This is a genomic window from Streptomyces sp. NPDC004838 (assembly GCF_053600955.1).
Genome location: NZ_JBSGAW010000025.1, coordinates 120,480 through 133,678, shown reverse-complemented (window position 1 = coordinate 133,678; position 13,199 = coordinate 120,480). Strand labels below are relative to the sequence as shown.

Here is a 13,199-nt window from a genome sequence, read left to right as displayed (position 1 = left end):
TCAGCCGGCTCGACGGACTCGGCCTCGGTCACGTTCTCACTGGTCATCGATGCATCTTCCTTGATCGGGAGTTACACCGAATGATTTACAGTCCCGCCGGGCGAGCCGGGCGCCCCGGCGGGTGGCGGAGAGCTGCACGCTGAACCGCCGGACGGCGGGAGCAGCTTGGGCGGCGGAGTAGCTGGTTTCTCTGTTCACATCACGCAGCGTGGCGAAGTGCGCCCATGCTGAAGAGCGTTTCCGCCGTTGCGTACGGAGTTTGTCCCGGCGTTGTCCGGTCCTGTCCCGGCTGTCTCGCGTGACCTGTGGGTACGGCGGGCGTTGGACATGACCGGTACGTCGAAGGCAGGTGCGATGTGGTCGATGCGGCGGGAGTTACGGGCGGGGTGGACGAGCCCGGTTGGGACGTCGATCCGGGGGACGAGATCGCCCCGGTGGTGGAAATGGCCGGCGGACAGCTCAATGCCTGGCGTGAGGGCGCGGGACTGAGTGTGACCGAACTCGCCAAGCTCATCGGCTACGGCGAAGACCTGATCCGCAAGATCGAGCGGGGAGCGCGGATTCCCCGCCCGGAGTACCTGGACAAGGCGGACCGGGCGCTGAGGGCGGGGGGCAAGGTGGCCGCAATGAAGAAGCCGATGGCGGAGGTGCGGTACCCGAAGAAGGTGCGGGAGCTGGCGAAGCTGGAGGCGCAGGCTGTGGAGTTGCTGGCGTACGGCAGTCACGCGCTGCACGGGCTTCTGCAGACTGCGGATCACGCGCGAGCGTTGCTGGGAACACGTCGGCCTGCGTACTCGGAAGACGAACTGTCCCGCATGCTGGCGGCTCGCCTGGCCCGGCGGTCCATCTTCGAGAGGTCACCTGCGCCGGAACTCAGTTTTGTCCTGGAAGAGATGACACTTCGCCGCCCGACCGGAGGGACAATGGTGCAGCGCCAGCAGCTCGAACACCTGTTGGAGCTTGGCCGACTCCCGAACGTCGAGATCCAGGTGATGCCGCATAGCCGTTGGGATCACCCAGGGACAGGTGGGAGGATTCAAGTGCTCAAGTTCAGTGACGGCTCGGCAGTAGGGCGCACTGATGACGAGTACGGGGGCCGCCCCGTCTCCGACCCGAAGCGCCTCCGGGTCCTTGAGCTGCGGTATGGCATCGTCCGGGCTCAAGCTCTCGCACCAGGGGAGTCTCTGGCCCTCATCGAGGAAGTGCTGGGAGAGACATGATTCGCACGACACCTTCCGAGGAACCTGTCGAGCTGGCCTGGTTCAAGAGCAGCTACAGCGACACCAGCAATGGCAACGATTGCGTAGAGGTCGCAGCCATCCCCGGTACGGTGCACGTCCGCGACTCCAAGAACACCGAAGGCCCACGCCTGACCGTCAAGTCCAGCACCTGGACGACCTTCATCGCATACGCCTCGGAGCACTGACAGCACGCACGCAACGCGCCCCGCACCCGGTCACAGCCGAGCGCGGGGCGCACCGCGCTAAGGCGCCGGAGAACGCACTTGTCTCTCTCGGACAGGCGAAGGGAGAAACATGATCCACGCGACACCCTTCAAGGACACCGTCGAGCTGACCTGGTTCAAGAGCAGCTACAGCGACAGCGACAGCGACAGCGACAGCGACAGCGACAGCGACAGCGACAGCAGCAACCCCAACGACTGCGTTGAGGTTGCGGCCATCCCTGGCGCTGTCCATGTCCGCGACTCCAAGAACCACGAGGGCCCACTAGTGGCCGTGACGGCCGGGCCGTGGGCAGAGTTCGTCTCGTACGTCTCGGAGCGCTGACCTCGGAAACAGCGCGCCCCGCCCACGAACACCGCCGAGGGCAGGGCGCTTCATTCAGAACAACTGCTGGGAGAGACATGGACCTCCAGCCCTCTACCGCAAGCAGATCTGAACCGGCGTGGTCCAAGAGCAGCTACAGCAGCAGCAGCGACATAAACGACTGCGTCGAAGTCTCGGCCGCCCCTGGCGCTGTCCACGTCCGCGACTCCAAGAACATAGAAGGCCCACGCCTGACGGCCACTTCAGGCACCTGGACGGCCTTCGTCGCGTACGCCTCGAAGCGCTGACAGCACGCACGCAAGGCGCCCCGGACTCGGTCACAACCGAGCGCGGGGCGCACCGCGCATGCGTTCTGTCCGGGGAGATCGTGAACGAGTGAGCGAGATCTCGGCTGAGGAATCTCGAACTGTGGTCCATGCTGTCCTGGACGTTTCCCGACGAGCGATTCCGAGTAGCCATGACCGACTACCTTCAGGCCGTGTTCGACATGCTCGGCCCAGCGGAGAGCCGTTACGACGATGCTGCCGCCTGGCCGCGCCTGGAGCGACAGATCGGCAGAAGTCTCCCCGAGGACTACAAGGCGATCGTCGACGCGTACGCCCCAGTCCAGCTCAACGGGCACCTCTACCTTGCGTCCCACCCGGCCTGTGCCCGGCTGAACCTGGGCGAGGAGATCCGGTCGGATGCGGAACTCTGGTCCGAGTGGCGTGCTTGGGAGTCCGAAGAGCTGGAGCCCGACTCGGATCCACGCGTGATCTGCAACCGTCCGCAGATCACCTTCGGCACCCCCGACGGCCTCATCCCCCTCGCCAGCACGGACCAGGGAGCCGCCGTCTTCTTGGCCCCCGAGGTCCATGGGTATCCCGACGGAATCGTGGTCCAGGGATCGGAAGGCGACTGGGCCGGCCATCCCATGGACTTCGCCGAGTGGCTGTACCGCTACCTGATCGGCGATGAGATGGCCGGCTGGGACAGCGCGGCCTTCTACCCCGGTCCCGTCCGTCTGGAGTTCCTGCCCACAGAACCCGGCGAACGGACCCGAGAGGTACGCGGCCCGGAACGCGGCATGTGAGTTCCCAACCAAACGAGACGGTGTCTTGGCTCGGTTCAGGCGACGGCATCAGTGTCGTATCCGATGTAGCCGCTGACGCCCGTTACCACCAACTGCTGCACTTGCTGGTGCCGCCTATTTCCCTACCGCAGGCCCGGAACAACCACTGGGAGTCGTTGGGCTTGACCACTTGGGCGGCGCTGGTGTTGGGCGATCCGTTGCTCTGCACAGACCAGGGGCCGCACTGCACCCACCCATTGCCCCCGGTTGACGTCCAGTCCATCCAAACCAGGTCGCCCTTCCACGTCGGTCCGGTGATCTTCGCCCAGCCGCGGTCCCTGCCGTTGACTCGGCCGACGTGTAGCTCGGCGGTGGTGTAGCCGAGAGAAACGCTGGCTTTCACGGTTCCGCTCTTGTTGTAGGGGACGCTGACGAACCCGTTGGCGCCGTTGGTGCAATCGGCCACCGACGCCTGCGCCGTGCTTGCCGTCCCCGTCACTCCTGCCAGTGTTGCTCCGAGCAGCACCGCTGTAGTAGCCAACGCCCTGATACGCATCAAACGCACCTCAATCCCCTTCAATCTCTTGGATTATCAAACGTGCGTGCCATCGCGACAGGATCGGTCTCTGCCATACCGGGCGGAGACCGCAGCCTGAAGCGAGAAGTCGTGCCACACGGCCGGCCGCGAGGACCGCGAGCAGGTATGCCGGCCCCCGTTGCATGCGGTAGCAAGGAGCCGAGCGCTCGCCCGTGCGGTGGTGCGGATCCGATCCTCGGAAATTGACTGGCGGCACCGAGTGATGCACGTACCGCCTCCGGTCACATCGTCGCTCAGTCTCCTTCCGAGGTGTCGCGAAGCCCAGCATGCTATGGCGAGGCCGGCCTGGGGGAGGTCATTGCATCTGGACGAAAAAACCCTGCACAAGCGCATGTAAGGCATGCAGGAGCAGCATCTAGCGTTCCGGTCACCCTCATCGACCCGGCCCTGTCGCCGGTACTGGTCTATCCCGTTTCACGAGGTCCGCAGTTGGTGGGCAGCGGACGGCCAGGACGATCTCCGCAGGCGTCAGGCCCTTGAACGCCTCCTCGGAGCGAGCCGGGCCGCCGTTCTCCGCGGTATCGAGAACGGCTGCACGACAGGTGAGTTGGCTCGACGCATCGGTCTGACCCCGCCCGCGGCCAGTCGACACGCCACCGCTCTCCGCGAAGCGGACCTGATCGCTTCCCGCCGATGGGCGAACAAGGTGGTCCACGTTCTCACCCCGTTGGGCGCAGTCCCGCTGGCCGCAAACCCTGACTAAGGTCGCTCGCTCGCTTGCTCCGCACGTGTCCACGTCACCACGCGCGACCCCGTCGGCCGTAGCGCCTCCATGAGTGAACCGCCCCGGTCCGGTGGGGTCGTTCCTGTGCGGATTGACCCCGAAGCCGCGCCGTTACCCCTCACTCGCCAAAAACTTTGGACTCTCTGTGGACGAAGTATGGACCGCGTAAGGAAAAGTCCTTAGTGTCTGTCGCACGCACCACAGCCGACACACCGGGCCTACGCACCACCACCGTTGAGAAGCGCCACCGTTCCCGCTCCCCATCGTTTTCGCGCCACCGCTCAACGCGTCACCGCTCAGTCACCGCGCGGACACGCGCAGAGCCACACCCACACCGCCCTCCCCCACGGGGGCCGACCGCACGCGCTCCGTGACGGGCAGCCGCCCGTCCGCTCCAACCCTGTGCCAGGAGGAAGTGTGAGATCACGGCCGTACCGACGATTGCCCAGACGCATGGCAGCAGTTGCGCTCGCCGTGCTGGTCGCCGGCAGTTGGTCGCCCGCCGCCGCCGCGCCCGATCGGACCGCCGCCGACATCCCGCCCCAGGAGCCCGGCGTCACCATGCGGGTCTTCGATCTGCAAGCGCCGCTCAAGAAGCTCTGTGAGCTGAAAGAGAGCCAGACGCCCAACATCGACAAGCTGATGCCGGTCGTGGACTGGTCGAGCGACGCCGACTTCGGCCTGGCCAACAACTTCATGACCCAGGTCACCGGGTATCTGAACGTCCCCCAGGACGGGTCGTACGACTTCCGCCTGATCAGCGACGACGGCTCACGGATGCTCCTGGACAACCGGGTGGTCATCGACCACGACGGGCTGCACGGCGCCGAACCCAAGGACGGAACCGTCCAGCTGACGGCCGGTCTGCACCCGCTGCTCATCGAGCACTTCGAGGCGGGTGGCGGCCAGCAGCTCACCCTCCAGTGGAAGCCTCCAGGCGCCTCCGGCTTCACCCTCGTGCCCAACTCGGTGCTCAGCACCGACGCCGGCGTGGTCCGGGTCACCGCCCCCGGCCGCAAGGAGTGCGTCAGCGGCCAGGACAGCCCCGGCGACGGACTGCCGCTGGCGGGCGTCCACCCCAACTACTCCCTGACCGATCTGCGTCCGGCCGGGTTCGAGCCCAAGGTCTCCGCCATGGACTGGCTGCCCGACGGCCGGCTCGCGGTGTCCACCTGGGGCGAGAGCCAGACCACCAACGGCGAGGTCTACCTCCTCGACAACGTCACCGGCGCCACCGGCCCCGACAAGGTGACCGCCAAGAAGGTCGCCTCCGGGCTCCGGGAGCCCATGGGCATCAAGTACGTCGACGGCAAGCTGTACGTATCCGAGAAGCACCAGCTCACCGAATTGCGCGACACCGACGGCGACGAGGTCACCGACGACTACCGCAAGCTCGCGTCCTGGCCGTACGGCGGCAACTTCCACGAGTTCGCCTTCGGCCTGCTCTACGACAAGGGCAGCTTCTACCTCAACCTGTCCGTGGCCATCAACTACGGCGGCGCCACCACCAACCCGCAGCCCGCCAAGGACCGGGGCACCACCGTCAAGGTCGACAAGAAGACCGGCAAGGTCTCCTACATCGCCGGTGGACTGCGCACCCCCAACGGCATCGGCTGGGGCCCCGACAAGGAAATCTTCGTCACCGACAACCAGGGCGGCTGGCTCCCCGCCTCCAAGCTGGTGCAGGTGAAGAAGGACCGCTTCTTCAACCACTACACCCGCTTCCAGGACGGCGGCACCAGCGTCCCCGGCCGCTTCGACGACCGCCCGGCGACCAAGCCGGTGCTGTGGCTGCCGCAGAACGAGATCGCCAACTCGCCCAGCACCCCGCTGACGCTGAAGAAGGGCCCGTTCGCCGGGCAGCTCCTCTTCGGTGACGTCACCTACGGCGGACTCCAGCGCGCCAGCCTGGAGAAGGTCCACGGCGAGTACCAGGGCGCGGTCTTCCGCCACACCCAGGGCCTTGAGGCCGGAGTCAACCGGATCAGCGTCGGTCCCGACGGCGCGATCTACGCGGGCGGCCTGGGTGCCGAGGGCAACTGGGGCCAGGAGGGCAAGCTCCGCTTCGGCCTGCAGAAGCTCACCCCGAACGGCACCAACGCCTTCGACATCCACTCGATGCGCGCCACCGAGGACGGTTTCGTCCTGAAGTACACCCGGCCGCTCTCCCAGGCCACCGTCGACCGGATCACCGACGACCTCGCCAAGAGCTACGAGGTACGGCAGTGGCGCTACTCGCCCACCCCCGAGTACGGCGGTCCCAAGATCGACGAAGAGCCGCTGAGCGTCTCCGAGGCCACGGTCTCCAGGGACCGCACCCAGGTCCGTCTGGAGATCCCCGGCCTGAAGGCCGACCGTGTCGTCCACGTCCGCTCCCCGCGCCCCTTCAGCGCCGCCAACGGTGACGCGCTGTGGAGCGCCGAGGCGTGGTACACCCTCAACGCCATCCCCGGCGACAAGTCGCGGCCGACCGCCTACGAGGCGGAGGAGGCCAAACTCTCCGGCGGCGCCGACGTCGACAAGGAGCACAAGGGCTACTCCGGCGGCGGCTTCGTGGACAGCTTCGGCAACCCCGGCGCCGGCACCACCTTCCACGTCGAGACCGCCAAGAAGGGTGCCTACGACGTCGGACTGCGCTACGCCAACGGTCCCCACCCCTTCAACGGCACCAAGAAGATCAGCGTCTACGTGAACGGGAAGAAGGTCCGCCAGACGGCGCTGCCGCCGACGACCAGCTGGACGACCTGGGCCACCCAGAACGAACGGCTGAACCTGCGCAAGGGCCTGAACACCATCACGTACCGCTACGACGACGGTGACGACGGCCACGTCAACCTCGACATGCTCCACGTCAACCCGGCCGGCGCCCGTATCGACCTGCTGGACGGCGGCAGCCTCTCGCAGTGGCAGCACACCGACGGCCGCGCGGTGGCCTGGCCGCGTACCGCCGACGAGTCCATCGAGGTCTGCTGCGGAGACATCCGCACCAAGCAGTCCTTCGGCGACTACAAGCTGCACGTCGAGTTCCGCGTCCCGAAGCTCCCGGACGACGTGACCGGCCAGGACCGCGGCAACAGCGGCGTCTACCTCCAGGAACGCTACGAGATCCAGGTCCTCGACTCCTTCGGCGTACCGAAGCTCGCCGCCAACGAGGCCGCCGCCATCTACAACCAGAAGGCGGCCGACCAGAACGCCTCGAAGGCGCCGGAGACCTGGCAGTCCTACGACATCACCTTCCGCGCCGCCCGCTACGACAGCGCGGGGAAGAAGACCGAGGACGCCCGCGTGACCCTGGTCTGGAACGGCGTCAAGGTCCACGACAACGTCGCCATCACCGGCCCCACCGGCGGCAGCATCCCGGAGGGCGCCTTCACCGGCTCGATCCGCCTCCAGGACCACGGCAACAAGGTCCGCTACCGCGACATCTCGATCCAGCCCATGAACTGACGGCTCGTCGAGAGAAAGACCGGCGGCCCCCGGCATCAGCCGCACCTGATGCCGGGGGCCGCCTTGTGCGATGCGCGGACCGGGGGGCGCGGACCGGGGGTGCGCCGGCGGACTCCGTCGCGTACGCCTCGGAGCGCGGGTGTCATTCGGGCCATGCGGATTTCTGGATGACCTCCACGAAGTCGCCGCGCGTGAAGCCGGGGACGAAGTGGGCCAGGACGTCGGCCTTGACGTTGCCGAAGGTGGTCTGCGGGCGGTCCTTGATGCCGTCGGTGAAGGCGGCGAGGATCCGGTTCTTGAAGTCGGGGCGCGGGTGGGCCGCGACCACGGCCGCGCGCTCTTCGTCGGAGACGGCGTCGTAGCCGATGCCGAGGACGTCCAGTTCCACGCCGCGGGTCACCAGGGCCACCTCGGGTGCCATGTGCAGCGGGATCTCGGGGGTGGTGTGCAGCGCGATGGCCGTCCAGACCCGGTCGGCCGGCTCGCCCGTGATTCCGTGCTTGTTCAGGAATCGGCGCGCCTCGTCGGCGCCGTCGATCTCGAAACGCTGGTCGGTGCGGCGGAAGCGCTCGGTCAGCCCCAGATCGTGGAACATCGCCCCCACGTACAGCAGCTCGGGATCGAACTGGAGCCCGTGCTCCCGGCCGCGCAGCGACCCGAACACGAACACCCGCCGGGAGTGGTCGAACACCAGTGGGGAGGCGGCGTCGCGGACCAGTTCGGTCGCTTCCCGCGCCAGTTCGCTGTCCGGGATCCGTACGCCCGCGATCGTCTCGCTCATGAGGTGCACCTTCCGTGCTCGGCCGACTCTTGCCTCCACCCTCACCCATCGACGTAACCTGCCACCATGTCCATTACGCCAGAAGAACCACGGATTCAGACATGACGCAGCGTGTGGGGTTTCTGGTCTTCGACGAGGTCACCCTGCTGGACGTCAGCGGCCCGGGAGAGGTCCTGCACCAGGCGGGACGGCTCGGCCACCCGTACGGGCTGACGCTGATCTCGCCCCGCGGCGGCGAGGTGACGACGTCCTCGGGGCTCAAGCTGGCCGGAGCGACCGCGGCGGCCGACGTCGGCCCCCTCGACACGGTCGTCATCGCGGGCGCCGAGCGGCTGGCCGAGCAGCCCCTTGAGGACGAGCTGCTGGCGGCGGCCTCCACCCTCGCCGGGCAGGCCGCACGGGTCGCCTCGGTCTGCAGCGGGGCCTTCGTCCTCGCCGCTCTCGGCCTGCTCGACGGGCGGCGGGCCACCACACACTGGCGCCATGCCCAAACGCTCGCCCACCGGCACCCGCGGGTACGGGTGGAACCGGACGCCCTCTACATCCGCGACGGCCACTACGTGACCTCGGCGGGGATCAGCGCGGGCATCGACCTGGCCCTCGGGCTGGTGGAGGACGACCACGGAGCGCGCACCGCACGGGCCGTCGCGCGCGAACTGGTCGTGTTCGTGCAGCGTCCCGGCGGCCAGTCGCAGTTCTCCACGGCCCTCGCGACCCCGCCGGCCCGCACCGACCTGCTCCGTTCCCTGACCGCCTCCGTGGTCGCCGACCCCGCCGGCGACCACAGCCTGCCCGCGATGGCCGCGTCCGCGGCCGTCAGCACCCGGCACCTGACCCGCCTGTTCCAGGCCGAACTGCACACCACCCCCGCACGCTGGGTCGAACGCGTCCGCCTCGACCACGCCCAGCAGCTCCTCCTCGACGGACACAGCATCACCTCGGCGGCGCGGCACAGCGGTCTCGGGAGCGACGAGGCCCTGCGCCGCGTCTTCGCCCGCCACCTCGGCACCACCCCGAGCGAGTACCGCAAACGCTTCACCACCACACACGGCTAGGACACGCCGGGCGCGCCGCGTCCGGGCGGGGCCATCCGGGCGGGGTCATCCGGGCGGGGCCGTGTGCGCTGATGTCAGGGGCCTGCCAGATAGTTCACGAGGTCGCCGATGCCCTCGACGCTGACCCGGATCTCGTCTCCGGCGCGCATGAACACCGGGGGTTTGCGGGCCACGCCGACTCCGGCCGGTGAACCGGTGCTCAGCACGTCACCCGGTTCGAAGCTGAAGTACCGCGACAGCTGCTCGATGAGTTCGGGGATGCCGTGGAGCATGTCCGAGGTGTGCCCCTTCTGCATCACCTTGCCGTTGAGGGTGGTGGTGATCGCCAGGTTCCCCGGGTCGGTGATCTCGTCGGCGGTGACGACGGCGGGTCCCATCGGGCAGAAGGTCGGAAACTGCTTGCCGAGCAGCATGTCGGTCCAGGCCCAGCGCCCCTCTTCGGGGGTGGCGGCGGCGGCGAGCAGGGGGATGTCGTCGCGGGCCGACACGTCGTTGATGATCGTGTATCCGCCGACGTAGTCCATGGCCTCCTCGGCCTTGACCGCGTGGCAGCCGCGGCCGAAGACCACACAGAATTCGCCCTCGAAGTCGACCTTGTCCGGAGCGGCGGCGGGGATGAGGATGGGGGCGCCGGTGCCGGTCGGTGTCGGAGACTTGACGAACCAGGCGGCCTTCTCCGGCGGCTCCTCACCCATCTCCTCAAGGTGCGACCGGTAGTTCGCTCCCGCGGCCACGGTCCGGACGCGCTCGCCGAGGGGCGCCAGCAGGGTGACCGGATCGGGCACCACCCAGCCCCGGTCGGCCGCGTGCCGGGGCTCGGCTCCGACGCTTGCCAGCACGTCGCGTACGGCGTCCTGGTAGTCGCGTCCCCGGCGGAAGATGTCCGCGACGGAGGAGGGCACCGCGACACCGTGGACGTCCAGGACGCGGGACAGGTCGACCACGCCGAGGCCGGGAAGCTCGGCACCGGGAGCTGGGCGGCCGAAGGGGTCCGTATAGCTGACGAGACGCATGAGTGTTTCTCCAGGATGAATGCGCGGTATGGGGTCGCGTAGTGCCGTGTCCGGATCGGCTCGGCTCGGCTTGGCTTGGTTGCGCGTGGCCGACCGGGCGGCTGTTGGCGGAGGGCGTCGGAGTGTGGTGTGCCGCGGCGGCGGGTGCGGCGCGGTCGCCCGTGGTGATGCGCCGCGGCTCGACGGGGCGGACGGTTCGGTCCGTGACGCGGTCGGACAGTGCCCGTGGAGGTTGCGGGGGTCTTCGTCTCAGCGGAAGCTGTCCGGCGGGAAGCTGCCCCACTCGTCGGCCGCGCGGGGGTCGCCTCCCGACCAGCGCAGGGGTGAGTAGTTCTCGTCGTCGAGGATGATCTCCTCCTCCGAGGAGAACTCGAAGAAGTGCCCCGTGTAGTCACGGAAGTAGACGGCGATGTTGTGGCCGGGACCGTGGCGTACCGGTCCCCAGACGACCTCGACATCGTCGTCCTTGGCGAATGCCTCGGCGGCCTCCAGCACAGCGGACCTGTCCTTGACGGTGAACTGCACATGATGCAGTCCGTTGACCTCGGCTTTCGACAGCGCCAGGCAGTGGTAGAGCCTGCCCCCACGGAAGAACGCCATCAGCGGGGTCTCGTCGGGCAGTTGGATCCGCGAGCTCTCCATGAGACCGAGGGTGGTCTTCGCGTACTCGATCTCGCCTTCCATGTCGACCGTGCGTACGACGACGTGGTCCGAGGCGATCGGCGCGGGAACCGCGGTGGGTCGCCGCGTCGAGGCCGCGACCGGTACCTCCGGGGCGTGGCCGACTCTGAGTTCGATCGGGTGGCCCGCGGGGGTCTTGAACCTCAGGCTCGGTCCCGGGCGGAACTCCGAGGTCTCGTCGTTCCGTGTCACGGCGATGCCGGACTCGGCGAGCACGGCCGCGGACTCGTCGAGCACCGTGTCGTCGGGGACGATGTAGGAAATGGCCTCAAGGCCCTTCGTACCGGGCGAGTAGACCAGCGAGTAGGCGTCGGGGCCGTGGCCCGCCAGATAGTGGCGGCCGTTCTCGTCGTGACCGGCGTGCAGGAAGCCCAGGTGCCTGACGGCGAAGTCGGCCGAGGCGGCCGGGTCGGGGCTGAAGAGCGCGACGTGCCCGGTGCGGTGGATGCCCAGTCCTTTCGGCTTCCTGGCGGACTCGCCGATCTCCGGGATAGGGATTGCTACTGCTTGATTGTCCACAGACATCGAGGGCTCCAATCGGTGGTGGACGGGGTGGGTGGTAGGTAGCGTGATTCGGTCTATCCGGGACGGCGGCCTCAGCCGGACGCACCACCGCTGCCCGAGCTGCTGGCAGTGACCTTGACCGCCCCGGATTCCAGGACCCGGATGACCGCGGCGATGTCCACCTCTCCGTAGCCCTGCGCACATGCCTCTTCGCAGATCTTGTAAACCACACTCAGCAGCGGCATGGTCGCGCCCACTTCGTCCGCCGTGGGCATGATGGAGTCCATCACGTCGATCATGCTCTCGGGTGATCCGCTCACCGGATGGAATCGCCCCTCGGCCATCATGGGCCCGCGCACGTTGAACATCACCGAGGACGCGGCGGAGGGCTTGATCGTGTCGACGATGAACTGTGGGTCCAGCCCCATGGCCCTACCCAGCGCGAGCGCCTCGGCGGTGATCGCGATATGCGTGGCGACGAGCGTGTTGGCGACGAACTTCATCTTCTCGCCCGAGCCGAACTCGCCCATGTAGGCGACGGGGCCGAGGGCGCCGAGCGCCGGACGGACCCGTTCGAACGCGTCCTCGTCCCCACTGCCGAACACCGTTCCGCGACGCTCGGAGATCATTGGCGGAGTGCCGCTGACTGGTGCGTCGAGCATGGTGATGCCATGTGCTTGCAGGACGTCACGCGCGGCCCTCTTGCGGCTGAGCGGCATCGTGCCGATGTCCACCACAAGCAAGTCTGATCGTCCGGCTTCGAGCAACCCCTGCTCGCCACTGATCACATCGTCGAGCGCGTCCGCCGAGGTGACACACGTGAAGATCACGTCGGCACGTTCGGCCACCTCCCGCGGCGACGCGGCGGGCTTGCCCCCGACCGCCTCGAAGTCCGCCATGGAACTGCGTCGGTAGCCCCACACGGTGTATCCGTCGTCGATGAGATTCGCCGCGAACGGCAGGCCGATCTTGCCGGGTGCGACAAGACCGACGGTGAGGTCGGAGCCTGGGGTTGTCACGAGAGTGTCCTCCTGAGGGTGCGCCGTTCACGCGCGGGGTGGGTGGTCGGCGATCAGCGAAAGTGGTAGCTGCGGTCCGAAAGGTCGATGGCGATGTCGATGCGGCCCTGGTGCACCTGCCATTCCTCGACCCGGAACGTGCGGGCGCCGCTGCTGTGGAACGGGTCGCCGGCGGCCAGGGCGGAAGCCTCGTCGGCGTTCGCGGCGCGGACGATCAGCATGCCGTTGCTGCCGGGGTTTCCGGACGCGTCGAGGAACGGCCCGGACATGAAGAGCACTCCTCGCTTCTCCAGTCCGGCGAGGTACTCCAGGTGGGCCGGGATCTGCGCGGGAAGCTCGTCCGGCCGGAGGCCGGCCTCGGAGAAGATCACGAAGAAGTGCTTCTTCAGCGGGCCCGCGGTCTGTCCGGGTGCCTGCGGGGAGTTTTCGTGGGTGCGGCTCGGGGCCGGCGTGGTCATCGCTGTGTGTCCTTGTCTTGGGTCGGCCGCGTCTTGGGTCGGCCGCGTCTTGGGTCGGCCGCGTCTTGAGTCGGCCGCATC

14 protein-coding genes are annotated in these 13,199 nt (G+C 67.9%); 8 read left to right on the top strand and 6 right to left on the bottom strand.

Annotated elements, in window-relative coordinates:
• The first annotated feature begins 443 nt into the window (after positions 1–443).
• The 5 genes from ACWEFL_RS26265 (at position 444) to ACWEFL_RS26245 (ending at position 2,859) form a co-directional block, all read left to right on the top strand.
• Positions 444–1,220, top strand: a complete 777-nt coding sequence (locus tag ACWEFL_RS26265; protein ID WP_451716970.1) for a helix-turn-helix domain-containing protein — start codon at positions 444–446, stop codon at positions 1,218–1,220.
• Positions 1,217–1,426 carry a DUF397 domain-containing protein gene (locus ACWEFL_RS26260; RefSeq protein WP_451716960.1) on the top strand — a complete coding sequence of 70 codons (210 nt, stop codon included), beginning with the start codon at positions 1,217–1,219 and terminating at the stop codon, positions 1,424–1,426. Before ACWEFL_RS26265 ends, ACWEFL_RS26260 begins: the two co-directional genes overlap by 4 nt.
• Before the next feature lie 109 nt (positions 1,427–1,535).
• On the top strand, positions 1,536–1,787 hold the full coding sequence (locus ACWEFL_RS26255; RefSeq protein WP_451716958.1) for a DUF397 domain-containing protein: 252 nt from the start codon (positions 1,536–1,538) through the stop codon (positions 1,785–1,787).
• A gap of 77 nt (positions 1,788–1,864) precedes the next feature.
• On the top strand, positions 1,865–2,074 hold the full coding sequence (locus ACWEFL_RS26250; protein WP_451716957.1) for a DUF397 domain-containing protein: 210 nt from the start codon (positions 1,865–1,867) through the stop codon (positions 2,072–2,074).
• 170 nt (positions 2,075–2,244) lie between these two features.
• Entirely contained in the window at positions 2,245–2,859 is a 615-nt protein-coding gene (locus tag ACWEFL_RS26245; protein WP_451716955.1) for a hypothetical protein, read from the top strand.
• 82 nt (positions 2,860–2,941) lie between these two features.
• Here ACWEFL_RS26245 and ACWEFL_RS26240 read toward each other — a convergent pair whose 3' ends face one another.
• Positions 2,942–3,394, bottom strand: a complete 453-nt coding sequence (locus ACWEFL_RS26240; protein ID WP_451716954.1) for a hypothetical protein — start codon at positions 3,392–3,394, stop codon at positions 2,942–2,944.
• A gap of 382 nt (positions 3,395–3,776) precedes the next feature.
• On the opposite strand from ACWEFL_RS26240, the gene ACWEFL_RS26235 reads away from it, so the two are divergent.
• Both ACWEFL_RS26235 and ACWEFL_RS26230 read left to right on the top strand, forming a co-directional pair.
• On the top strand, positions 3,777–4,139 hold the full coding sequence (locus tag ACWEFL_RS26235) for a winged helix-turn-helix domain-containing protein (protein WP_451716952.1): 363 nt from the start codon (positions 3,777–3,779) through the stop codon (positions 4,137–4,139).
• Between the two features lie 438 nt (positions 4,140–4,577).
• Positions 4,578–7,607 carry a family 16 glycoside hydrolase gene (locus ACWEFL_RS26230; RefSeq protein ID WP_451716950.1) on the top strand — a complete coding sequence of 1,010 codons (3,030 nt, stop codon included), beginning with the start codon at positions 4,578–4,580 and terminating at the stop codon, positions 7,605–7,607.
• 142 nt (positions 7,608–7,749) lie between these two features.
• Here the strand turns inward: ACWEFL_RS26230 and ACWEFL_RS26225 are convergent, their stop codons facing one another.
• Positions 7,750–8,388, bottom strand: a complete 639-nt coding sequence (locus ACWEFL_RS26225) for an HD domain-containing protein (RefSeq protein ID WP_451716948.1) — start codon at positions 8,386–8,388, stop codon at positions 7,750–7,752.
• A gap of 101 nt (positions 8,389–8,489) precedes the next feature.
• On the opposite strand from ACWEFL_RS26225, the gene ACWEFL_RS26220 reads away from it, so the two are divergent.
• Positions 8,490–9,443, top strand: a complete 954-nt coding sequence (locus ACWEFL_RS26220) for a GlxA family transcriptional regulator (protein WP_451716946.1) — start codon at positions 8,490–8,492, stop codon at positions 9,441–9,443.
• A gap of 74 nt (positions 9,444–9,517) precedes the next feature.
• Here the strand turns inward: ACWEFL_RS26220 and ACWEFL_RS26215 are convergent, their stop codons facing one another.
• The 4 genes from ACWEFL_RS26215 to ACWEFL_RS26200 all read right to left on the bottom strand — a co-directional run bounded on the left by ACWEFL_RS26215 (position 9,518) and on the right by ACWEFL_RS26200 (position 13,118).
• Positions 9,518–10,456, bottom strand: coding sequence for a fumarylacetoacetate hydrolase family protein (locus tag ACWEFL_RS26215; RefSeq protein WP_451716944.1), 939 nt, complete (start codon positions 10,454–10,456; stop codon positions 9,518–9,520).
• 249 nt (positions 10,457–10,705) lie between these two features.
• Positions 10,706–11,662: a VOC family protein gene (locus tag ACWEFL_RS26210; RefSeq protein ID WP_451716942.1), complete on the bottom strand. Its 957-nt coding sequence runs from the start codon at positions 11,660–11,662 to the stop codon at positions 10,706–10,708.
• Between the two features lie 71 nt (positions 11,663–11,733).
• On the bottom strand, positions 11,734–12,660 hold the full coding sequence (locus ACWEFL_RS26205; RefSeq protein ID WP_451716940.1) for an NAD(P)-dependent oxidoreductase: 927 nt from the start codon (positions 12,658–12,660) through the stop codon (positions 11,734–11,736).
• 53 nt (positions 12,661–12,713) lie between these two features.
• On the bottom strand, positions 12,714–13,118 hold the full coding sequence (locus ACWEFL_RS26200) for a YciI family protein (RefSeq protein ID WP_451716939.1): 405 nt from the start codon (positions 13,116–13,118) through the stop codon (positions 12,714–12,716).
• Positions 13,119–13,199 lie beyond the last annotated feature (81 nt).

What these genes read in the sequence shown, in the direction of transcription:
- ACWEFL_RS26265 (WP_451716970.1), top strand. Translation starts at nt 444, where the DNA reads ATGGCCGGCGGACAGCTCAATGCCTGGCGTGAGGGCGCGGGACTGAGT.
- ACWEFL_RS26260 (WP_451716960.1), top strand. Translation starts at nt 1,217, where the DNA reads ATGATTCGCACGACACCTTCCGAGGAACCTGTCGAGCTGGCCTGGTTC.
- ACWEFL_RS26255 (WP_451716958.1), top strand. Translation starts at nt 1,536, where the DNA reads ATGATCCACGCGACACCCTTCAAGGACACCGTCGAGCTGACCTGGTTC.
- ACWEFL_RS26250 (WP_451716957.1), top strand. Translation starts at nt 1,865, where the DNA reads ATGGACCTCCAGCCCTCTACCGCAAGCAGATCTGAACCGGCGTGGTCC.
- ACWEFL_RS26245 (WP_451716955.1), top strand. Translation starts at nt 2,245, where the DNA reads ATGACCGACTACCTTCAGGCCGTGTTCGACATGCTCGGCCCAGCGGAG.
- ACWEFL_RS26240 (WP_451716954.1), bottom strand. Translation starts at nt 3,394, where the DNA reads ATGCGTATCAGGGCGTTGGCTACTACAGCGGTGCTGCTCGGAGCAACA.
- ACWEFL_RS26235 (WP_451716952.1), top strand. Translation starts at nt 3,777, where the DNA reads ATGCAGGAGCAGCATCTAGCGTTCCGGTCACCCTCATCGACCCGGCCC.
- ACWEFL_RS26225 (WP_451716948.1), bottom strand. Translation starts at nt 8,388, where the DNA reads ATGAGCGAGACGATCGCGGGCGTACGGATCCCGGACAGCGAACTGGCG.
- ACWEFL_RS26220 (WP_451716946.1), top strand. Translation starts at nt 8,490, where the DNA reads ATGACGCAGCGTGTGGGGTTTCTGGTCTTCGACGAGGTCACCCTGCTG.
- ACWEFL_RS26215 (WP_451716944.1), bottom strand. Translation starts at nt 10,456, where the DNA reads ATGCGTCTCGTCAGCTATACGGACCCCTTCGGCCGCCCAGCTCCCGGT.
- ACWEFL_RS26210 (WP_451716942.1), bottom strand. Translation starts at nt 11,662, where the DNA reads ATGTCTGTGGACAATCAAGCAGTAGCAATCCCTATCCCGGAGATCGGC.
- ACWEFL_RS26200 (WP_451716939.1), bottom strand. Translation starts at nt 13,118, where the DNA reads ATGACCACGCCGGCCCCGAGCCGCACCCACGAAAACTCCCCGCAGGCA.